Source organism: Cryobacterium tepidiphilum (assembly GCF_003716325.1).
Taxonomy (GTDB): domain Bacteria; phylum Actinomycetota; class Actinomycetes; order Actinomycetales; family Microbacteriaceae; genus Cryobacterium; species Cryobacterium tepidiphilum.
Genome location: NZ_RDSR01000006.1, coordinates 98,318 through 117,562, shown reverse-complemented (window position 1 = coordinate 117,562; position 19,245 = coordinate 98,318). Strand labels below are relative to the sequence as shown.

Here is a 19,245-nt window from a genome sequence, read left to right as displayed (position 1 = left end):
GCGTCCTGCTTTCGTTGCAGGTGCGAGGCGGTACGGCTGACTCGACGCGCGGCCGGATCAGGCGGTGCGGGCGAGCAGGAACGCGTTGACGTCGTCGGTGAGCGGCTGGTCGGCGGGCAACGGTTCACCGTCGAGCGCCGTGATGGCCACAGCCAGACGCACGCTGGAGACCAGCCACGCGGCATCCGCTCGCCGGAGCTCGTCGACCGGCACGTCGCGGTAGACGACCCGCTCGCCGCGGCTGGACAGGTACTCGAACACCGCCTGCTGCGTGGTGCCGTGCAGGATGGCGCCGCTCGGTGCCGGTGTGACGTACTCGCGGCCGGTGCGGATGATGACGCTGGAGGTCGGGCCCTCCATGACGAAGCCGTCGGTGGTGAGGAAGAGGGCGTCGTCGGCGCCGCGCCGGGCGGCCTCGCGGAGCGCGGCCATGTTCACCGCGTAACTGAGGGTCTTGGCGCCCATCAGCAGCCAGGGGGCGCGTTCGGCGACGCCGCGCGGGTAGCCGCGGTCGAGGGTGACCACGCGCACGCCGTGCGCACGCATGCCGCTGAAGTCGGCGGCGGCCGTCGCGTGCAGCCAAGCGGTGGGCGCCGGCCCGTGCTCCACGCCGCGGCTGAGCACGAACTTGAGCGCGAGCTGGCCCTCGGCGGGCAGGTGACGGAGGGCGTCGTCGACGGCGGCGCGCCACTGCGCGGCGTTCGGGGTGGGCAGGTCGCAGATCTGCGCGGAGTTGGCCAGGCGGGCCAGGTGCGGCTCGACCTCCTGCGCGTGCCCGTTCACCACGCTCAGGGTCTCGAACACGCCGTCGCCGCGCTGGGTGCTGAGCTCGGCGACGCGCAGGGCCGGAGCATCCGAGTCGACGGCCTGGAAGGTGCCCGCGAAGTCGGTGCGCGGGGAATCGGCCGGAAGCGGGTCGATCAGCAGCGTGTACGGCAAGGGCATGAACCGAGCCTACGCTGGGGCGTGCCATCCGCGGGGGCAGTCCCACCGCAACCGCTCCGTCACCTGCCCTTCCTTCCGTCCCCTTCCGCGGGTGCGGCCCAACTGCCGCCTCCCGAGCCTGAAGGCGGCAGAAAGCCCGCACCCGCGGTGCCTTCCTTTCACCCCCAACACGTTCATCGCGACCAGATGCGGTGCGCCTCGATCCGCGGGTGCGACCCAACTGCCGCCTCCCGAGCCCGAAGGCGGCAGAAAGCCCGCACCCGCGGTCAGTCGTGATGCTGACCGCTCGGGTCGATGCGCTTGAGGTGCACGTCGCGCACGATCTGGATCACCGGGCGGATGAGGAGTTCGATGCTCCCGATAATGAAGAAGATGGTGCCGAGCAACTTGGTGGAGTCGGACAGGAACAGGAAGCTGCCGGCGACGAACCAGAGTCCGGTGAGGATGTCGTTGATCCGCGCGAGCAGCAGGTAGCGATTCTTGACGACGAGAACGTGGTGGCCGGTGTCGATTGTGAGCTTCGAGTCGGGCATGAGGCCAGCCTAGGCTCGGTCGTGCGGACGCGCACCGGAGCCCAAGAAAGAGTAGGGGCCAGGCCGCAGAACGCCTCTCGGCGCGAGGCCGCTCGTAGCGGCGAATTTTGGAGCCCGGGGTTACTGCGGCCCGACCTCGTCCAGTCTAAGGGATGGTTCTCGCCCGTTCACTCTGAGCAAAGTCTTCCCAGCGGCCTCGGAGACTCGGCCGCCCGGGTGCGTTCCGCGCGGCGAACGGATGCGCCGGCTACTCGAGGGAGTCGTGGCGCCAGAGCCGCGCGCAGGAGGCGAACTCCTGCGCGGTGGTCGAGAAGCGGAGCGCCTGGGTGGTGAGTGTCGATGAGCGTTCCGGCTCGGTGTGGTCGAGGTCGTCGGCGAGCGACGCGCATCCGCTGGCCGTCACCCGGCAGAACGCAGCCGCACGGTCGAGCGCGACGGCGAAGTCGCCCGTGTAGAGGCCACGGAGGATCTGGTCGGCGAGCTCGATGATCTCGGCCGGGCCGGTGGGGGCGGTGGCGCCCGCCACCAGCGGGTCGATGCTGACCGCCACCTCGCTGCCGCGCTGGTAGAGGTAGGCGATGCCCTCCGGGTCCTGGCGGATGAGCACGCGCACCAGGTAGATGCGCCAGAGGGCACCGGGGAGGCTGCGCGGCGTCGACCTGGCCCAGAGCTCGGCCATGGCGTCGATGCCGTGCTCGTCGGTGAAGGCGACGAGCCGGTCGACGACGCCGGGGTCTGGATCGGTGCGTACCCGGGCCAGCAGGGCGTGCGCGGTCTCGTGGGCGGTGCGGGAGATCGTGGCGGGATCCTCGCCGCCCTTGAAGGCGTCGAAGCGATCGCCCGCGAAGTGGGTGGGCTTGTGGAATTCGTCAGCCATGGCATCCACGCTAGATTATTAACCGGGCCTCTAGCTCAGTTGGTAGAGCAAAGGACTTTTAATCCTTGGGTCGTCGGTTCGAGCCCGACGGGGCCCACCATTGGGCCCGTGCCCGCTATCGCGGGCTTCACGTGCGTGCGTTCTGTCGCCGGACCATCTCGGCGATCCAGACCGGCGCGAATGGCGAGGTGCAGTTCGGCGGCGTCGGGTAGTCCTTGAGCACCTCGAGGCGCTCGCCGATCTCGATGGCGCGAGCGCGCTGCTCCGGGTGCGCGATGCCGATCTGGGCCAGGCAGGTGTTCATCGCCCACTGCAGGCGGTCCGGGGCATCCGCCATGTATGCCTCGATGATGTCGAGCAGCGCGTCGAGATCGAGTCCTTCGGGCTGCTTCGTCACGCGTTCGCTGGTCAGCGCCCAGCCGGCAGCCGCGACCACGGGGTCGGAGTCGGCGAACCAGGCCTGGCGGAGCTCCTCGGTATGCGGGCTCTTCTTCACCACGTAGTTCACCAGCCAGTCGAGCACCTTGGGCGCGCGCGCCTCGCGCACCATGGCGTCGAGCTCGTCACGGTCGAAGGCCTTCGGCCGGCAGATGAGCAGCGCGAGCAGCCGCGCGGCGGTGTCGCCGGTCTCCCAGAGCCCGATGGCGAGGTCCTGCTCGGTCTTCAGGCGCTTGGCGATCGCGCGCAGCGCACTGAGGTTCACCCCGTGATCGTCGCCGTGCCGCTCGTTGACCGCGCGCGCCCTCGGGTCGTCAAGCGCAGCCAGCTCGGCCATCACCTCGAGCAACGTCGTATCGGCTGTCGTTTCGGCCATTTCGCCTTCCCTTCCTAGAACAGCACGAGCAGGCCCTGCGCGATCACGAAGATCGCCAGGCCCGCGAGCGCACCCACGACGGTGCCGTTGATGCGGATGAATTGCAGGTCCTTGCCCACCTGCAGCTCGATCTTCTCGGCGGTCTCCGCGGCATCCCACCGCTCGACCGTCTCGGTGATGACGCCGGCGATCTCGTGCCGGTACTGCCGCACGGCGTACCCCACCGACTCGGCCACCCAGCCGTCGATCTTCGCTCCGAGCGCCTTGTCGCGCACCAGGCGGCCGCCCACCTCGGCGAACGTCGAGCGGATGCCCGCCCGCAGCGGGCTGCCCGGGTCGGCCAGGGCCTCCCCCAGCGCCGCCTTCACGGCATCCCAGGTCTCGCTCGTGAACTCGCGCAGGCGCGGGCTGTCGAGCAGCTCAAGCTTCAGCTCCTCCGCACGGCGGATCGTCTCCCGGTCGTACTGCAGGTCGACGCTGAGTTCGGCGAGGTAGCGGTCGACGGCCAGGCGCAGCGGATGCCGCGCGTCGGCCCGGGCGCCGGCGACGAATCCCAGCACCTCCCGGTACGCCTTGTCGTCCACCATCCGGTCGACGAAGCGCGGCAGCCAGCCGGGGAGCCGCTCGGACACGGCCGTCTCGAACGCCTCGGGGTGATCGGCCAGCCACAGGTACGCCCGGTCGAGCAGCAGGTCGACGGCAGCGTGCTGCTGCCCGGAGGCGACGAGGCGCTCCCCGACCCGGCCGATGCTCGGCCCCCACTCCGGCTTCGCCAGGTGCTCCCGGGCTAGGGTCTCGATGAGGCCCTTGACGTCCTCGTCGTCGAGGAGCTCGAGCGTGCCGCCCGCGGCCACGACGAACTCATCCGTCAGCCGGCCGGCGTTCTCGGGCTTCGCCAGCCACCCGCCGACCCGGTCGGAGATGCCGATGGACTCGAGCTTCTGTTGCACGACCTGGTCGGAGAGGAAGTTCTCCTCGACGAACTCGCCCAGGCTCGCGCCGATCTCGTTCTTGCGGTTGGCGATGATGTTGGTGTGCGGAATCCGGAGGCCCAGCGGGTACCGGAACAGGGCCGTGACGGCGAACCAGTCGGCGAGCGCACCGACCATGCCGCCCTCGGCCGCGGCGCGCACGAACTGCAGCGCCGGGTAGCGCTCCTGCAGGGCGAAGGAGATCGCGAAGACGAGCGCCATCAGCACGAGCAGCCACGTGGCGAAGCGCTTCATGGTGCGAAGCGCGGCGAGCCGGTCGGCGTCGGCGCCGAGCGTGAAGGGCAGCGCCTCGGGCTCAGAATCCGTCGGCACGGATTCCCCAGCGCACGGTCCACGTCTCCCCCGGCGCCAGCCAGCGGATGCCGATCCCCGAGTTCAACGCGTCGGCGGGCGCCGTCATCGGCTCGATCGCCACGGCCTGCTTGGTCTCCCCGTCGATGCCGGGGAAACTGTGCGGCGTGAACACCTGCACGAAGCGCATGTTCTCGTCGCCCCACAGGGTGACGCGACGACCGTCATCCGCTGCCACCGAATGCTCGACGCGCCCGTCACGCATGGTGACGTCGGCGAAACCGTCGTCGAGGTCGAGCTCGCCCACGCGGCGGCCGCCGCGCAGGTCGTAGCCGGTGCCCTCGACGGGCGTCTCGCCCACCGGGTTGCTGCGGTCGTCGACGTCGACGTGGGTGGCGGCCGCCGCCGTGAGCGTGAGGTCGCCGCTCGGAACGTCACCGACGCGAAGGTAAGGGTGGGCGCCGATGGCGACCGGGGCATCCGTTGCGCCGACGTTGCGCATGTGGTGGGTCACCTGCAGCCCGTCGTCGCTGAGGTCGTACGTCACGCTGCTGTCGAGGTGGAACGGGTAGCCGAGCTGCGGGAAGACGGTGGCCGCCAGCGTGATGGAGGAGGTGGTGTGCGCGGTCTCACGGTACGGCGCGTACCGCAGCAGGCCGTGGATGGCGTTGCCCTTCGCTGGCTCGGTGAGCGCCAGCTGCAGAGTCTCGCCCTGGTACTGCCAGCGGCCGTCGCGCACCCGGTTGGGCCAGGGAACGAGGATGGCACCGCACCCTTTCGGGCGCTGGGCGGTCTCGGGGTACGGCTCGGTGACATCCTGCCCGTTCACCGTGTACACCCGCAGGCCCGCGGCGACCTCGGTCACCACGACGCGCGCCGGTCCGGCCTTCGTCTCTGCGGTCAGCTCGTATTGGATTCCCGTGACAGCGTCCATTTCGCCAGCCTATTCCGGCACCAGCACGCTCAAACCGGCTTCTTTCAACCGGTCCAGCGCATTCCCAGCGGCGGCGGCATCCGTCACCAGGGTGTCGAACGCCGCCAGCGGCCCCACCTGGCCGAGATGCGACCGGCCGAGCTTGGAGCTGTCGGCGATGACAACGGCGCGCTCGGCGGCGGCGAGCATGAGCGACTTCACGCCGGCCTCGGGCAGGTTGATATTGGTGACGCCCCGCAGCGGATGCACGCCGTTGCAGCCGATGAAGGCGATGTCGGCGTGCACCTGGCTGAGCACCGTGCCGGCCAGGGGCTCCACGAGCGAGTGCTGCAACGGGCGCAGCGACCCGCCGGTGACGATCACCGTGAACCGCGGAATGGCGGGCTCCAACTCGAGTGCGATGTTGAGCCCGTTGGTGATCACCACCACGTCGACGAGGTCGGTGCGGGCCACGAGCGCCCGGGCCACGGCGAGCGCGGTGCTGCCCACGTCGAGAATGACGCTCTGCCCGCTCGCGACGAGCGACGCGGCGAGTTCGCCGATCTGCTGTTTGGGCACAACGGATGCCGCGAGCGACTCCTCGAACGACGGCTCGCGTTCCCGGGCTGGTCCCCCCGGCGCCCGCACCGGAACGGCGCCGCCGTGCACGCGCCGCGCCGCGCCCTCCGCGACGAGCGCATCGAGGTCGGCGCGGGCGGTCACGCCGGACACGCCGAACGTGTCGCGCAGATCGCCCACGCGCACGAAGCCGCGCTCGTCGATCAGTCGGCGGATCTGCTCGCGCCGAAGCGGAGCGGGCAACGGCGTCTCCATGGGCGCGCGGGCGGCGGAACCGGTGCTTTGAGGGGGCAGGGAGGGCACGCATCCATCTTCGCTTGCTTTCGCTTCGTATTCAAGACGCAAGCGCTGGTTTCGCATGCGCAAAGGGGATATTCTGGCGATGTGACGGACACCACATCCTCCGGCTTCATCGCCGACCCGAGAATCGCCAGGCAGCGCCAGAGCCTCGCCGACGGCCGGGAGCTGATCTACTTCGACGACCCGGACACCCGGCTGTCGCCGCACCGCGCGCCCGACCTGCGCGAGCTCGACCCGCGCCCGGTCACCGCGACCATGCGTCAGGACCCGCTGACCGGGGAATGGGTTTCCATCGCCTCCGCCCGGCAGAACCGCGCCTTCCTGCCGCCGGCGCACCTCGACCCGCTGGCGCCCGCAACGCCCGAGAACCCCTCCGAGATCCCCGACAACTACGACGTGGCCGTCTTCGAGAATAAGTCCCCGTCGTTCGGTCCGCTGCTCGAGGACGAGAACGCACCGCGCGGCCTCGACGACCTCGCCGAGATCGGCATCGGCCGCACCCGGCGGTCCATCGGGCGCTGCGAAGTGGTGTGCTTCAGCCCGGAGCACGAAGGCTCGTTCGCCAGCCTCTCGGTCACCCGCGCCCGCACGGTGATCGAGGCCTGGGCCGAGCGCACGTATGAACTCTCGCGCATGCCCGGCATCCAGCAGGTGTTCCCGTTCGAGAACCGCGGCGAGGCGATCGGGGTGACCCTGCGGCATCCGCACGGCCAGATCTATTCGTACCCGTACATCACGCCCCGCACGCAGCGCCTGATCGCGTCGGTCGAGGAGTACGGCCCGGGCCTGTTCCCGGACATCCTGGCGAGCGAGCAAGACGGCGAGCGGATGATCCTGCGCGGCGAGCATTGGAGCGCCTTCGTGCCGTTCGCGGCGCGCTGGCCGATCGAGGTGCACATGCTGCCGCACCGGCAGGTCGCCGATTTCGCCGGGACCACGCTCGAGGAGCGCGACGAGCTCGCGGTGCTGTACCGGCGGCTGCTGCGCGGCATCGACGAGGTCTATGAGACGCCGACGCCCTACATCGCCGCCTGGCACCAGGCGCCCGTCGCGGTGCATCAGGGCGACATCCGCCTGATGCTGCAGCTGACTAGCCCGCGCCGGGCCGAGAACAAGCTGAAGTACCTGGCCGGGTCGGAAGCCGCGATGGGCGCCTGGATCGGCGACGTGACGCCGGAGCAGGCGGCCGCAAGCATCCGGGACGCCGTGGAGCGTGCCGCAGGAAAGGACGACGCATGACCGCACCGACCGAGCTCCTCGAGGCCGCCGCCGCCGGGTTCCGCAGCCGGTTCAACCAGGAGCCCGACGGCATCTGGTCGGCGCCCGGCCGGGTCAACCTGATCGGCGAACACACCGACTACAACGGCGGGTTCGTGCTGCCGTTCGCGATCGACCGCCGCACGGTCGTCGCCCTGCGGCTGCGCGACGACCGGATCGTGCGCGTCGCCAGCTCGTTCGCCAAGGAGGCCGTCGAAATCTCCCTCGACGAGCTGATTCCCGAGAACCTGCACGGCTGGTCGGCGTATCCGCTCGGTGTGGCGTGGGCGCTCGGGCAGTTCGGGGCCGACCTCGGCACGCCCCCTGTCGCTAACTCCGGAAAAGCGGACGGGCCCAGTGCCCCAGGCCGCGAACCGGTGGGCGCGTTGGACGGCCAGACGGCCGAGTTTCCGGAGTTAGCGACGGGGAGCGGGCGAGGCTTCGAGGCCTACATCGAATCGGATGTCCCGGTGGGAGCCGGGCTGTCGTCATCCGCTGCGATCGAGAGCGCCGTCGGCGTCGCCCTCAACGACTGCTGGGAACTGGGGTTCGACCGGCGCACACTTGCCCGCGTGGGGCAGCTGGCCGAGAACCGGGTGGTGGGGGCGCCCACCGGCATCATGGACCAGTCCGCGTCGCTCCTCGGCGAGCGCGACGCGGCCGTGTTCCTCGACTGCCGCGACCTCGCCTCGGAGGTCGTGCCGCTCGGCTTCGACGAGGCCGGGCTCGAGCTGCTCATCATCGACACGAAGGTCGACCACGCCCACGCCACGGGCGGCTACGGCGACCGGCGGCGCTCCTGCGAGGCCGGGGCTGCGGCCCTCGGCGTGGAGTTGCTGCGCGACGTGAGCGTCGACGACCTACCGCGGGCCGCCGAGCTGCTCGACGAGGAGACCTTCCGCCGGGTGCGGCACGTCGTCACGGAGGACCAGCGGGTGCTCGACACCGTGCACACGCTTCGCGAGGGCGGGCCGCGCGCCATCGGTCCCCTGCTCGACGCCTCGCACGTGTCGATGCGCGACGACTTCGAGATCTCGGTTCCCGAGCTCGACGTGGCGGTCGATGCGGCGCGTGCCGGGGGTGCGATCGGCGCACGGATGACAGGTGGCGGGTTCGGCGGGTCGGCCATCGCCCTCACGCCCCACGCGCAGATACCGGCCGTGACGAACGCGGTGCTCACCGCCTTCGCCGAGCGCGGCTTCCGCGCGCCGGAGCTCTTCGTGGTGCACGCCGCGGACGGCGCCCGCCGGGAGAAGTAGGCTCGACCGCATGATCATCACGCTGCCGGACGTCCCGACCCCGAGCGTCGCCGAGAGCGCGTTCGTGGCGCCGGGCGCGATCCTCGTGGGCGATGTGACCCTCGGCGACGACGCAAGCGTCTGGTACAACGCGGTGCTCCGCGCCGAGCACGAGCCGATCCACATCGGCCCCGGCTCGAACCTGCAGGACAACGTCTCGTGCCACGTCGACCGCGGCTTCCCCCTCACGGTGGGCCGGGGCGTCTCGGCAGGGCACGGCGCCGTGCTGCACGGCTGCACCGTCGAGGACGACGTGCTCATCGGCATGTCGGCGACGGTGCTGAACGGGGCGGTCATCGGCGCGGGCTCGCTCGTCGCCGCCGGCGCCGTGGTGCTCGAGGGCACCGTCGTGCCACCCGGCTCACTCGTGGCGGGCGTGCCGGGCAAGGTCAGACGCGAGCTAACGGATGACGAGGTGGCCGGCATCCGTCGCAACGCCCAGAATTACCTGGGCCACGCCGCCGCCCACCGCCTCGCGCTCGACCCGCAGGCCTGACCACTCACAGGCCTGACTACGTCGCCGAGACGGACAGATCCGGTCGAGACGCACAGGGGCACCTGGCCACCTCGACCGGACAGGTCAGTCTCGGCGGGAGGGCGCGCGACTACGCCGCCGCGTTCCGCTCCGCGGCCTTCACCACGTTGGCCAGCAGCATGGCGCGGGTCATCGGGCCGACGCCCTTCGGGTTCGGCGACAGGAACCCGGCGACGGATGCGACATCCGGGTGCACGTCGCCGGTGAGCTTCCCCTTGCCGGTCGCGAGGTCCTCCACGCGGGTGATGCCCACGTCGAGCACGGCCGCACCGGGCTTGATCCACTCCGGCAGCACCAGGTGCGGCACGCCCACGGCCGCCACGACGATGTCCGCGCGGCGCACCTCGTCGGGGAGGTCGAGCGTGCGGGAGTGCGTGAGCGTGACGGTGGCGTCGAGGCCCTTGCGGGTGAAGAGCAGGCCGAGCGGGCGTCCCACAGTGAGGCCGCGGCCGATCACGGTCACGTGCCGCCCGGCGATCGGAACGTCGTAGCGCTGCAGCAGCTCGACGATGCCGGCAGGCGTGCAGGGCAGCGGCGAGTGCAGCTCGCCCTCGATGCCGAGCACCAGGCGCCCCAGGTTGGTGGGGTGCAGGCCGTCGGCGTCCTTCGCCGGGTCGATGAGCTCGAGCATGGCGTTCTCGTCGTGCCCGCCGGGCAGCGGCAACTGCACGATGTAGCCGGTGACCTCCGGGCTGTCGTTCAGCTCGGCGATCGCGGCGCGCACGTCGGCCGGGGTCGCTGTCGCCGGCAGGTCGACGCGGATCGACTCGATGCCGACCTCGGCGCAGTCGCGGTGCTTGCCCGCGACATACGAGCGCGAGCCGGGGTCGTCGCCGACGAGCAGGGTGCCGAGTCCGGGCGTGATGCCCTTCGCCTTGAGCGCGCCGATACGGCCGGCGAGTTCCGCCTTCACAGCGGATGCCGTGGCCACGCCGTCGAGAGTGACGGCGGTCACTGCACGAGGCCCGGGTACAGCGGGAACGCGTCGGTGAGGGCCTTCACCCGGGTGCGAAGCGCCGCGGTGTCGGCGCCGGGCTTCAGCGCCTCGGCGATGACGTCGGACACCTCGGTGAACTCGGCGTCGCCGAAGCCGCGCGTGGCGAGCGCCGGGGTACCGATGCGCAGGCCCGAGGTCACCATGGGCGGACGCGGGTCGAACGGGACGGCATTGCGGTTCACGGTGATGCCCACGTCGTGCAGCAGGTCTTCAGCCTGCTGGCCGTTGATGTCCGAGTGACGGAGGTCGGCGAGCACGAGGTGCACATCGGTGCCGCCGGTGAGCACGTCGACGCCGCCGGCCTTGGAGTCCTCGGCGGTCAGGCGCGACGCGAGGATGCTGGCGCCGCGCACCGTGCGCTCCTGGCGGTCCTTGAATTCCTCCGTCGCCGCCAGCTTGAACGCGGTGGCCTTCGCGGCGATCACGTGCATGAGCGGGCCGCCCTGCTGCCCCGGGAATACGTTGGAGTTCAGCTTCTTCGCCAGCTCCATGTCGCGGGAGAGGATGAAGCCCGAGCGCGGGCCGGCGAGGGTCTTGTGCACGGTGCTCGACACGACGTCGGCGTACGGCACCGGCGACGGGTGCAGGCCGGCGGCGACGAGCCCGGCGAAGTGCGCCATGTCCACCCAGAGCTTGGCGCCCACCTCGTCGGCGATCTCCCGGAACGCGGCGAAGTCGAGCTGGCGCGGGTAGGCCGACCAGCCGGCGATGATGACGGTCGGCTTGTGCTCGCGGGCCTTCTCGCGCACCACGTTCATGTCGACCAGGAAGCTCTCCGGGTCGACGCCGTAGGTGACCGGGTTGTACAGCTTGCCGGAGAAGTTCAGCTTCATGCCGTGCGTGAGGTGCCCGCCGTGGGCGAGCTCGAGACCGAGGATGGTGTCGCCGGGCGTCGCGAGCGCGGAGAGCACCGCGGCGTTCGCGGAGGCACCCGAGTGCGGCTGCACGTTGGCGTATGCGGCGCCGAAGAGGCTCTTGGCGCGGTCGATCGCGAGCTGCTCGGCGATGTCGACGAACTCGCATCCGCCGTAATACCGACGACCGGGATACCCCTCGGCGTACTTATTGGTGAGCACCGAGCCCTGGGACTGCAGCACCGCGCGCGGAACGAAGTTCTCGCTCGCGATCATCTCCAGGTAGTCGCGCTGGCGGCCGAGCTCCTGCTCGAGAACGGCGGCGATCTCGGGGTCGACGACCTCAAGGGGCTCATTGAACGTGGAAGTCTGTTGCGTGGACACGGGCGTCTCCTCAAACATGATCAGGTAGTGGAGTGGCCCAGGCGCGCGGCCACCAACCGTGTCGGTCGCTCCCCGATGGTGACCCATCTACGAACTACGCCAGTCGCGACCGGTCCAGCTTATCAGCGGCGCCGAGCGGCCTTCCAGACGGCCACCGCACCCCCGCCGAGCAGCGCCCAGCCCAGCAGGGTGCGTAGGCGCATCCGTTGCGTGCCCGCCCAGCCGCCGGTGATCGTGGCGACGTCGTCGGGCGGCGCATACAGGTTACCGCTCGTGTCAGGCGCCGGCGTGTGCGGCGAGAGCTGGGCCTTGTCGGTGAGGGCCGCCAATTCCCATTCGACGGATGCCGGGTGCCGGCGATGCTCACGCACGGTCGCCTTGCTGAACGCCCCGACCGCCACCTCGTCCCGCGGATCCTTCGCCAGGCCGACGATCGTGCGCGCCACCTTGCCCGGCCCGTACACCGGCGGCATGGCGAGCACCTTGCGGCCCGTGTAGTTCGCCGCGTGCCGGAAGAACGGGGTGTCGATGGTGGCCGGCAGCACGGTGGAGACGTGCACGTGCTTCAGGCCCCGCAGCTGGAGTTCGGAGCGCAGCGTGACGCCGAGAGCGCGCACGGCGGCCTTCGACATTCCATAGGCCGCGGTGTACGGCTGCGGCACCTCACCGAGCACGGACGCGACGTTCACCAGCACGCCCCTCCCCTGCAGCCCCATGTGGATGAGCGCCGCCCGCGAGCCGTACACGTAGCCCATCAGGTTGACGTCGATCACCCGCCGGAAGTCGTCGAGCGGCACCTGCACGAACTCGGCGAAGACCGAGACGCCCGCCGCGTTCACCCACACGTCGATGCGGCCGAACCGCGCGACGGCGGCGGCCGCCAGCGCGTCGACGGCGTCCGCGTCGGTGACGTCCGTGGGCACGACCAGGGCGGGGACGCCGAGCTCCTCACACTGGCCGGCGACCTCCTCGAGGGCGTCGCGGCGACGGCTGGCCAGCACCACGCAGTCGCCGTCGGCGGCGAAATGCAGCGCCGTCGCGCGACCGATGCCGCTGGAGGCCCCGGTGATCACGACGACTCGGTTCTTTCTGGACATGTGCACTCCCACCATCGACGTCACTACCCGGTCTACCCGCAAAGCCGGGCGGAAGGCAGCCCTGCGGCAGGAACCGCGGCGGTTATGCGCTCAGGCGGGGGTAATCGACGTAGCCCTCGGGTCCGGAGCCGTAGAACGTCGCCGCGTTCGGCTCGTTCTCCGGGTGCTGCTCCTGCCAGCGCTCCACCAGGTCGGGATTGGCGATGGCGAGCCGGCCCACCGCCACGGCGTCGGCGTGCGCGTCTTCGACGAGCGCGAGGGCCTCCTCCCGCGTGGTCACCTGGCCGAAACCGCTGTTGACGATGATCTTGCCGTCGAAGCGCGAGCGGATGTCCTGCACGAGCTCACCGGCCGGCTCGCTGTGCAGCACGCTGAGGTACGCGAGGCCGAGCGGAGCGATGCCGTCGATGAGCGCGTCGTAAGTCGCGGTGACGTCGCCCCGGTCGAGCTCCAGCACGTCCTGGATGTTGTGCATGGGCGACAGACGGATGCCGACGCGGCCCGCGCCCACAGCATCCGCGATCGCCGTTGTCACCTCGATCACGAACCGGGCGCGGTTCTCGGGCGATCCGCCGTACTCGTCGTCGCGCTGGTTCGAGACCGGCGACAGGAACTCGTGCAGCAGGTAGCCGTTGGCCCCGTGCACCTCCACGCCGTCGAGCCCGGCGGCCACGGCGCGCTTCGCTGCGGCCACGAACTCGTCGCGCACGTCGGCGAGTTCGGCGGATGTCAGGGCGTGCGGCACCGGGAACGGCGCCTTGCCGTTCGGGGTGTGCGCCTCGCCGTTGATGGCGATCGCGCTGGGTGCGACGATGCGGTCGGTTCCCGTGATCTCGGTGTGCGAGACGCGCCCGCCGTGCATCAGCTGCATGACGATGAGGCCGCCCTTGGCGTGCACGGCGTCCGTCACGCGCTGCCACCCGTCGGCCTGCGCCTTCGTCGCGATCCCGGGCTGGCCGGGGTACGCCCGCGACTCGGCGCTGGGGTAGGTGCCCTCGGTCACGATCATGCCGATGCTCGCCCGCTGCGCGTAGTGCTCCACAATGAGGTCGCCGGGAACACCGGATGCGTCGGCGCGCAGCCGGGTCAGCGGCGCCATGACGACGCGGTTGGCGAGCTGGAGGTCTCCGAGGGTGACGGGCGTGAACAGGTTCAAAAGGTGCCTTCCGTTGGGATTTCGCGGCCGGGTCGCGGGCGACCGGCGCCCTCGCTCCAACGTGGGCCCCGTCCCGGGTATTCCGGGACGGCACGTCGGTCGGCGAGCCCGGGCTTCTGGCCGCCGTCGCCAAACCAGTCGGCAGGCGGCTCCGAACTACTCTCAGACCGGATCCCTGGCCGGTCCAGAGCGAACCCGGAGCACGAGACCATGACCCAGACGCAGACACGTGCCGGCAACCACGTCAAGACCGGGCGGGCGGCGGACGAACCGGCGATCGCATCCGTTCTGACCTGGCCGCTTGCCGGACGGCCCGCGCATTCCGCCTGGCGGCTTGTGGCCGCAGCGGGCGCGATCACCGAAGCCGTCGCCCACATCCCCGTGATCGAGGACCATTTCAGCGAGGCTCCGTATGTCGGCGTGCTGTTCGCCCTGGTCACCGTCGCGGGCTTCCTGCTCGCGATCCTGCTGCTCACCGCCGATTCCCGCGCCGTGTGGGTGTCGACGCTGGTCGTCTCGGCCCTCGCGCTGGCGGCCTACGTGCTGAGCCGCACCGTGGGCCTGCCCCAGATCGACGACGACATCGGCCACTGGGCCGACGCGCTTGGAACCATGGCGATCGTGGGTGAGGCGGTCATGCTGGTCAGCGCCGTCGCCCACATCCTCAGTCCACGCTGGCGCTCCCGGCCCGCTGGGGCAAGAGTGGAGGAATGACTGCTGCCACCGACCTGCTCACCGATGCCTTCCAGCGAATCCAGGGCGCCGTGCGCCGGGCCGTCGACGGGCTCGACGAGAACGCCCTGACGTTCCGCCCGGATCCGGCTGCGAACTCCATCGCCTGGCTGGTCTGGCACCTCACCCGCGTGCAAGACGACCACATTGCGGATGTCGCGGGCACCGAGCAGCTGTGGGCGTCGGCCGGGTGGGCCGAGCGCTTCGGCCTGGCCTTCGACGCGGATGCCACGGGGTACGGCCACTCGTCGTCGCAGGTCGGCGAGGTGCGCGGCGTCTCCGCCGCCGACCTCATCGGCTACCACGACGCAGTCTGCGCGAGCACGGTCGCGTACCTGGCGACGCTCGGCGACGAGGACCTCGAACGCGTCGTCGACACCTCCTGGGACCCGCCCGTGACCCTCGGCGTGCGCCTCGTGAGCGTCATCACCGACGACCTGCAGCACGCCGGGCAGGCCGCGTTCGTGCGGGGGATCGCCCAGCGGGCCCGCTGATCGGGCCCACTCATCGGGCCCGCTGACACGCGCGCCGCGCCAGCTGGCAAGGTCCTCCATCCCCGACCACGCCCGCAGAGGCCGGGTATAGCGTCGAATGACAGTCGAAATGTGAGAAACGATCCGTCACCGGAGGTACGAAGACATGGCAGACACCAGCAAGCTCATCAAGCTCAGCGACAGCGACGAGGCCATCGCGCACGCGAGTGAAGACATCCGCGGCCGCACCATGAAAGACAGCGCGGGCGAGGACATCGGGAAGGTCGACGACCTCCTCCTCGACCCCAGCGAGAATAAGGTGCGTTTCCTCGTCGTCGCCTCGGGCGGTTTCCTCGGCATCGGCAAGGACAAGACGTTCATTCCCGTCGACGCCATCACGCGCATCACCGATGACGCGGTGCACATCGACCAGACGCGCGAGCACGTCGCCGGCGCGCCGGGCTACGACCCCGAGCTCATCGACGTGCCGGACGACGCCGACTACTACGGCAGCGTCTACGGCTACTACGGCTTCGTGCCGTACTGGACGCCCGGATACGCCTACCCGAGCTACCCCGTCTACTGACGCCCGCTCAGAACCCTTCGGGCGCCCGCGGCACGTACGGCGCCGACAGCGACGCGAGTTCGTCGGTGGTGAGCTGCAGGTCGACGGATGCGACGGCATCCGTCAGATGACCGAGCCTGGTCACCCCGACGATCGGTGACGTGACCGCGGGCTGCTGCCGCACCCAGGCGAGGGCGACCTGCGCGCGCGAAACGCCGCGCTGCGCCGCGATGGCGGCCACGGCATCCACGACGGCGCGGTCGGCGGACTCGGCCTGTGTGTAGAGCGTGTGCGCGAAATTGTCGGTCTCGGCCCTCGTCGTCGACGCGTCCCAGTCGCGGGTGAGCCGGCCGCGGGCGAGGGGGCTCCACGGCAGCACGCCGACGCCCTGGTCGAGGCAGAACGGGTGCATCTCGCGCTCCTCCTCCCGGCTGATCAGGTTGTACTGGTCCTGCATGGAGATGAAGCGGGTCCACCCGCCGAGGTCGGCGGTGTACTGCGCCTTGGCGAACTGCCACGCGTACATGGAGGACGCCCCGATGTAGCGCGCCTTGCCGGCCTTCACGACGTCGTGCAGCGCCTCCATGGTCTCTTCGACGGGCGTCCGCGGGTCGAAGCGGTGGATCTGGTAGAGGTCGACGTAGTCGGTGCCGAGGCGCCGCAGGCTGTTGTCGATCTCCGTCATGATGTGGCCGCGCGAGAGGCCGGCGCCGTTCGGGCCGGGGCGCATGCGCCCGTGCACCTTCGTCGCGATGACGATGTCCTCCCGGCGGGCGAAGTCCTTCAGGGCGCGGCCGACGATCTCCTCGCTGGTGCCGTCGGAGTAGACGTTCGCCGTGTCGAAAGTGGTGATGCCGAGCTCCAGCGCCTTCTGCAGGAAGGGGCGGCTCTCGTCTTCGGTGAGCGTCCACTCGTGGTTGCCGCGGTGCGGGTCGCCGAAACTCATGGTGCCGAGGGTGATCGCCGAGACCTCCAGGCCGCTGCTGCCGACGCGAACGTATTCCATGTGCACTCCTCGGTTTCGACGCGTATCCGTTCGTTCCATTATGGGCGTGGGCGGAACGCTGCCGATGGGCATCCGGGTGGGCTTGTAATCTGAACGGATGAACAGTCTTGCCGCGGTGCCGCACCACCACTGGGTCATCTCCCTCGTCTGCCCCGACCAGCCGGGAATCGTGCACGCCGTCAGCGGGGCGATCGTGGCCGCCCGCGGGAACATCACCGAGAGCCAGCAGTTCTCCAGCGCCGACACCGGTCGGTTCTTCATCCGGCTGCAGGTCGAGTCGCCGGCGGACCGCGCCGAACTCGAGGCCGCCCTCGCGCCCGTGATCGCGTGCTACGACATGCACGCCACCATCGACGTGGTCGGCCGCCCGGTGCGCACGCTGGTTCTCGCTTCCAGCGCCGGGCACTGCGTCAACGACCTGCTCTTCCGCCAGCATGCCGGAGCGCTGCCGGTCGAGATCCCCCTGGTGCTCAGCAACCACAGTTCGCTGCGCGACCTCGTCGGCTTCTACGGGGTGCCGTTCGAGTCGTATCCCATCACGGATGCCGCGAGCAAGGCCGCGTTCGAGGCCCGGGTCATCGAGGCGGTCGAGGAGCACGACATCGAGCTGGTCGTGCTCGCCCGCTACATGCGCATCCTCTCGCCGGAGCTCTGCGAGCGCCTCGAGGGCAGGGCGATCAACATCCACCACTCGTTCCTGCCCGGCTTCAAAGGCGCGAACCCGTACAAGCAGGCGCACGCGCGCGGCGTGAAGCTCATCGGCGCGACGGCGCATTTCGTGACGAGCGACCTCGACGAGGGTCCGATCATCGAGCAGAACGTGGTGCGCGTGGACCACTCGCGGAACCCCGCCGAGCTCGTCGCGATCGGCCAGGACGAGGAGAGCCGCACGCTCAGCCAGGCGGTGAAGTGGTTCGCCGAGAACCGCATCCTCCTCGACGGCGCCCGCACCATCATCTTCCAGTAGCTGTCGGCCCATCCGCCCCGCCCCTCCGCTTCCTCCCCCGTGCGTGACTTGCGGAGAAGGCACCTTCGCGGGCGGGTCGCGTCAGCGGGTGCCGGCGGCGATGCCGGCCCGGGTGTCGGCGACCAGCGCAACGGCCTCACCGATCGAGCGGTTCAGCTCAGCGGATGCCTGCCCAAGGTCGCCCGTGATGCGCGCCGCCCGCTCGGCGAAGCGGGCGGGCGCGGTCGGAAGGGACGCGGCGAGCAGCACCGCGCCCTTCTCGTTGGTCACCCAGCCTCCGGGGTCGGCAATGATGCGCCCGAGCCCGACCTCCGCGGCATACCCGTATTCCGGCACGCCGAACGGATGCCCGAGCTGGTAGTGCCGGGTGATGTCCCCCTGCTGTGCGGCCGCGATGCTCGCCTCCACCCGCCCATGAGTTGCGGAAAATGCACGTTGCCGACCGCGAGGAAGGTGCAAGCCCGCACGTCATGCGGCCGTGCCCCTTCGAATGGGCGCCGCGCGTCGTCAGTACGGGGCGGACAAGTCAGGAAACATGGGGAAGTGCTTGATGTTCCTGGTGAGCAGTTGAGCGTCCAGCGCGATGGCGGTCGCGGCGATGGCGAGATCGGCTGAGTCGATGCCGCGACTACCGGGGAGCCAGTGCCGTCCGAGTTCACCGGCGATCTCCGCCAGTTCCTCGCCGACCGGATGCCAGGTGAAGGCCCCGAAAAGCACTCGCGTGGCGTCCTCCTCCCGAGCGCGCATCCCGGCCAGCACTTCCAGACGGGTCACCTCGCTCGCATGCAACGAACCGGCCTGGCGCGCTACCCGGAGGACCGAGGCCGCCGCGGGTTCCCCTCTGAGCACGTCGATGAGGATCGAGGTGTCGACAACGACTGTCACCGCGCGCCTGCTTCGTCCAGCCGCGTGCCGGGCCGAAGGCGCTCGACATAGCCCTCGCCGTCGACGTCGCGCTCGCCCCAGGCTCCGAGCGCGGCGTCGATCGCCCGCAGGTCGTCGTCGGCCTCTCGCCGCGAACCGTACACCTGGGAGACAGCGTCCCGGATGAGCGCGGAGATCGATCGTCCGGTTCGCGCCGACTCCACGTCGAGCAGTCGCCGCTCCTCTGAGGTCAACGAAATCTGCGTCCGAAGCATGATGTAAGATTACATCACTCGCATTTCAGCTGGCATCGGCCCGGTGAGCGCTCGACCGGCCCCGCCGCATCCGCTCACTAGGATGGCGGGGTGACAGACACGCGCACACAGATTTCGCTCGGACCCAACGACGTCCTCCGGTTCCTGCTGGAACTCTTCACCTTCGTGAGCCTCGGCATCTGGGGCTTCGCTGCCTGGCCGCTGCCCTGGCCCGGCGTACTCATCGGCATCGGAGCCCCGGCACTCGCCATCCTGCTCTGGGCGCTGTTCCGCTCACCACGGGCCGTGTTCGCCATGGACCCCTTCGGCAAGGCCGTCATCGAGATCTTCATCATGGGGGCCGCCGCCCTCGCCTGGTGGGACCTCGGCCACCCCATCGTGGCCGTCGTGTTCGCGGTGGTCGCCACGGCCAGCGGCGTTATCGCGGGGCGCAAGGAATTCCCGGCCTAGCCCGCCGCAGGCCGTCCCCGAACCTGAAGCGCATCGGGGAGCGGCGAGGGCTTCTCGGCGCTTTGGCGGCGGTCGTCGTCCTCACGACATT

The 19,245-nt window shown here is 70.3% G+C and carries 23 protein-coding genes, 1 tRNA gene and 1 riboswitch; of the genes, 9 read left to right on the top strand and 15 right to left on the bottom strand.

Going from position 1 to position 19,245, the window contains the following annotated elements:
• Positions 1-57 precede the first annotated feature (57 nt).
• The 3 genes from EEJ31_RS05590 to EEJ31_RS05580 all read right to left on the bottom strand — a co-directional run bounded on the left by EEJ31_RS05590 (position 58) and on the right by EEJ31_RS05580 (position 2,355).
• Positions 58-945, bottom strand: a complete 888-nt coding sequence (locus EEJ31_RS05590) for an aminodeoxychorismate lyase (protein ID WP_123045308.1) — start codon at positions 943-945, stop codon at positions 58-60.
• Between the two features lie 266 nt (positions 946-1,211).
• Positions 1,212-1,478, bottom strand: coding sequence for a YrhK family protein (locus EEJ31_RS05585; protein ID WP_123045307.1), 267 nt, complete (start codon positions 1,476-1,478; stop codon positions 1,212-1,214).
• 247 nt (positions 1,479-1,725) lie between these two features.
• Positions 1,726-2,355, bottom strand: coding sequence for a DNA-directed RNA polymerase subunit beta (locus EEJ31_RS05580; RefSeq protein ID WP_123045306.1), 630 nt, complete (start codon positions 2,353-2,355; stop codon positions 1,726-1,728).
• A 24-nt stretch (positions 2,356-2,379) separates the two neighbouring features.
• Here EEJ31_RS05580 and EEJ31_RS05575 point away from each other — a divergent pair.
• Positions 2,380-2,455: transfer RNA gene (locus EEJ31_RS05575), tRNA-Lys, on the top strand.
• A 27-nt stretch (positions 2,456-2,482) separates the two neighbouring features.
• Here EEJ31_RS05575 and EEJ31_RS05570 read toward each other — a convergent pair.
• The 4 genes from EEJ31_RS05570 to EEJ31_RS05555 are packed head-to-tail and all read right to left on the bottom strand — an operon-like array spanning position 2,483 to position 6,187.
• Positions 2,483-3,169: a DNA alkylation repair protein gene (locus tag EEJ31_RS05570; protein ID WP_123045305.1), complete on the bottom strand. Its 687-nt coding sequence runs from the start codon at positions 3,167-3,169 to the stop codon at positions 2,483-2,485.
• 14 nt (positions 3,170-3,183) lie between these two features.
• A complete protein-coding gene (locus EEJ31_RS05565; RefSeq protein ID WP_233563746.1) occupies positions 3,184-4,473 on the bottom strand; it encodes a DUF445 domain-containing protein in 1,290 nt (429 codons plus the stop codon).
• Positions 4,457-5,386: an aldose 1-epimerase family protein gene (locus EEJ31_RS05560; protein ID WP_123045304.1), complete on the bottom strand. Its 930-nt coding sequence runs from the start codon at positions 5,384-5,386 to the stop codon at positions 4,457-4,459. The genes EEJ31_RS05565 and EEJ31_RS05560 overlap by 17 nt, the downstream gene beginning before the upstream one ends.
• 9 nt (positions 5,387-5,395) lie before the next feature.
• A complete protein-coding gene (locus EEJ31_RS05555; protein WP_233563745.1) occupies positions 5,396-6,187 on the bottom strand; it encodes a DeoR/GlpR family DNA-binding transcription regulator in 792 nt (263 codons plus the stop codon).
• A 141-nt stretch (positions 6,188-6,328) separates the two neighbouring features.
• Between EEJ31_RS05555 and galT the strand changes: the two genes are divergently transcribed.
• From galT to EEJ31_RS05540, 3 genes are read left to right on the top strand one after another with little or no spacing between them, the layout of a single operon-like run.
• Positions 6,329-7,483, top strand: coding sequence for a galactose-1-phosphate uridylyltransferase (galT, locus tag EEJ31_RS05550; protein ID WP_407643206.1), 1,155 nt, complete (start codon positions 6,329-6,331; stop codon positions 7,481-7,483).
• Positions 7,480-8,760: a galactokinase gene (galK, locus tag EEJ31_RS05545; protein ID WP_123045302.1), complete on the top strand. Its 1,281-nt coding sequence runs from the start codon at positions 7,480-7,482 to the stop codon at positions 8,758-8,760. The genes galT and galK overlap by 4 nt, the downstream gene beginning before the upstream one ends.
• Positions 8,761-8,770: 10 nt before the next feature.
• Entirely contained in the window at positions 8,771-9,295 is a 525-nt protein-coding gene (locus EEJ31_RS05540) for a gamma carbonic anhydrase family protein (protein WP_123045301.1), read from the top strand.
• A 109-nt stretch (positions 9,296-9,404) separates the two neighbouring features.
• Here EEJ31_RS05540 and EEJ31_RS05535 read toward each other — a convergent pair whose 3' ends face one another.
• The 4 genes from EEJ31_RS05535 to EEJ31_RS05520 form a co-directional block, all read right to left on the bottom strand.
• Entirely contained in the window at positions 9,405-10,289 is an 885-nt protein-coding gene (locus EEJ31_RS05535) for a bifunctional methylenetetrahydrofolate dehydrogenase/methenyltetrahydrofolate cyclohydrolase (protein ID WP_123045300.1), read from the bottom strand.
• A complete protein-coding gene (gene glyA, locus EEJ31_RS05530) occupies positions 10,286-11,569 on the bottom strand; it encodes a serine hydroxymethyltransferase (RefSeq protein WP_233563744.1) in 1,284 nt (427 codons plus the stop codon). Before glyA ends, EEJ31_RS05535 begins: the two co-directional genes overlap by 4 nt.
• A gap of 28 nt (positions 11,570-11,597) precedes the next feature.
• Positions 11,598-11,686, bottom strand: a riboswitch (ZMP/ZTP riboswitch).
• Positions 11,687-11,691: 5 nt separating this feature from the next.
• Complete coding sequence (locus tag EEJ31_RS05525) at positions 11,692-12,666, bottom strand: SDR family oxidoreductase (protein ID WP_123045298.1); 975 nt, start codon at positions 12,664-12,666, stop codon at positions 11,692-11,694.
• An 82-nt stretch (positions 12,667-12,748) separates the two neighbouring features.
• Positions 12,749-13,822, bottom strand: a complete 1,074-nt coding sequence (locus EEJ31_RS05520) for an alkene reductase (RefSeq protein WP_123045297.1) — start codon at positions 13,820-13,822, stop codon at positions 12,749-12,751.
• A gap of 210 nt (positions 13,823-14,032) precedes the next feature.
• On the opposite strand from EEJ31_RS05520, the gene EEJ31_RS05515 reads away from it, so the two are divergent.
• The 3 genes from EEJ31_RS05515 (at position 14,033) to EEJ31_RS05505 (ending at position 15,613) form a co-directional block, all read left to right on the top strand.
• Entirely contained in the window at positions 14,033-14,536 is a 504-nt protein-coding gene (locus tag EEJ31_RS05515) for a hypothetical protein (RefSeq protein WP_123045296.1), read from the top strand.
• A complete protein-coding gene (locus tag EEJ31_RS05510) occupies positions 14,533-15,048 on the top strand; it encodes a mycothiol transferase (RefSeq protein ID WP_123045295.1) in 516 nt (171 codons plus the stop codon). Before EEJ31_RS05515 ends, EEJ31_RS05510 begins: the two co-directional genes overlap by 4 nt.
• Before the next feature lie 145 nt (positions 15,049-15,193).
• Positions 15,194-15,613 (top strand): PRC-barrel domain-containing protein, encoded by a 420-nt coding sequence (locus EEJ31_RS05505; RefSeq protein WP_123045294.1) that lies wholly within the window; start codon positions 15,194-15,196, stop codon positions 15,611-15,613.
• Positions 15,614-15,620: 7 nt separating this feature from the next.
• Here EEJ31_RS05505 and EEJ31_RS05500 read toward each other — a convergent pair whose 3' ends face one another.
• Entirely contained in the window at positions 15,621-16,598 is a 978-nt protein-coding gene (locus tag EEJ31_RS05500; RefSeq protein WP_123045293.1) for an aldo/keto reductase, read from the bottom strand.
• 97 nt (positions 16,599-16,695) lie between these two features.
• Between EEJ31_RS05500 and purU the strand changes: the two genes are divergently transcribed.
• Positions 16,696-17,565 (top strand): formyltetrahydrofolate deformylase, encoded by an 870-nt coding sequence (gene purU / locus EEJ31_RS05495; protein ID WP_123045292.1) that lies wholly within the window; start codon positions 16,696-16,698, stop codon positions 17,563-17,565.
• An 81-nt stretch (positions 17,566-17,646) separates the two neighbouring features.
• Here purU and EEJ31_RS05490 read toward each other — a convergent pair whose 3' ends face one another.
• From EEJ31_RS05490 to EEJ31_RS13845, 3 genes are all read right to left on the bottom strand, one after another.
• Entirely contained in the window at positions 17,647-17,973 is a 327-nt protein-coding gene (locus EEJ31_RS05490; protein WP_123045291.1) for a hypothetical protein, read from the bottom strand.
• A 99-nt stretch (positions 17,974-18,072) separates the two neighbouring features.
• Positions 18,073-18,450 (bottom strand): PIN domain-containing protein, encoded by a 378-nt coding sequence (locus tag EEJ31_RS13850; protein WP_158603910.1) that lies wholly within the window; start codon positions 18,448-18,450, stop codon positions 18,073-18,075.
• A complete protein-coding gene (locus tag EEJ31_RS13845; protein WP_158603909.1) occupies positions 18,447-18,704 on the bottom strand; it encodes a ribbon-helix-helix protein, CopG family in 258 nt (85 codons plus the stop codon). The genes EEJ31_RS13850 and EEJ31_RS13845 overlap by 4 nt, the downstream gene beginning before the upstream one ends.
• Before the next feature lie 90 nt (positions 18,705-18,794).
• Here EEJ31_RS13845 and EEJ31_RS05480 point away from each other — a divergent pair, with 90 nt between their 5' ends.
• On the top strand, positions 18,795-19,154 hold the full coding sequence (locus EEJ31_RS05480) for a YrdB family protein (protein ID WP_123045289.1): 360 nt from the start codon (positions 18,795-18,797) through the stop codon (positions 19,152-19,154).
• Positions 19,155-19,245 lie beyond the last annotated feature (91 nt).

Excerpts from the sequence above, each read along its gene's own strand:
- EEJ31_RS13845 (WP_158603909.1), bottom strand. The coding sequence starts at position 18,704 with ATGCTTCGGACGCAGATTTCGTTGACCTCAGAGGAGCGGCGACTGCTC.
- EEJ31_RS05500 (WP_123045293.1), bottom strand. The coding sequence starts at position 16,598 with ATGGAATACGTTCGCGTCGGCAGCAGCGGCCTGGAGGTCTCGGCGATC.
- purU (WP_123045292.1), top strand. The coding sequence starts at position 16,696 with ATGAACAGTCTTGCCGCGGTGCCGCACCACCACTGGGTCATCTCCCTC.
- EEJ31_RS05580 (WP_123045306.1), bottom strand. The coding sequence starts at position 2,355 with ATGGCTGACGAATTCCACAAGCCCACCCACTTCGCGGGCGATCGCTTC.
- EEJ31_RS05590 (WP_123045308.1), bottom strand. The coding sequence starts at position 945 with ATGCCCTTGCCGTACACGCTGCTGATCGACCCGCTTCCGGCCGATTCC.
- EEJ31_RS05525 (WP_123045298.1), bottom strand. The coding sequence starts at position 12,666 with ATGTCCAGAAAGAACCGAGTCGTCGTGATCACCGGGGCCTCCAGCGGC.
- EEJ31_RS05505 (WP_123045294.1), top strand. The coding sequence starts at position 15,194 with ATGGCAGACACCAGCAAGCTCATCAAGCTCAGCGACAGCGACGAGGCC.
- EEJ31_RS05560 (WP_123045304.1), bottom strand. The coding sequence starts at position 5,386 with ATGGACGCTGTCACGGGAATCCAATACGAGCTGACCGCAGAGACGAAG.
- galK (WP_123045302.1), top strand. The coding sequence starts at position 7,480 with ATGACCGCACCGACCGAGCTCCTCGAGGCCGCCGCCGCCGGGTTCCGC.
- EEJ31_RS05510 (WP_123045295.1), top strand. The coding sequence starts at position 14,533 with ATGACTGCTGCCACCGACCTGCTCACCGATGCCTTCCAGCGAATCCAG.
- EEJ31_RS05540 (WP_123045301.1), top strand. The coding sequence starts at position 8,771 with ATGATCATCACGCTGCCGGACGTCCCGACCCCGAGCGTCGCCGAGAGC.
- EEJ31_RS05585 (WP_123045307.1), bottom strand. The coding sequence starts at position 1,478 with ATGCCCGACTCGAAGCTCACAATCGACACCGGCCACCACGTTCTCGTC.
- EEJ31_RS05570 (WP_123045305.1), bottom strand. The coding sequence starts at position 3,169 with ATGGCCGAAACGACAGCCGATACGACGTTGCTCGAGGTGATGGCCGAG.
- EEJ31_RS05515 (WP_123045296.1), top strand. The coding sequence starts at position 14,033 with ATGACCCAGACGCAGACACGTGCCGGCAACCACGTCAAGACCGGGCGG.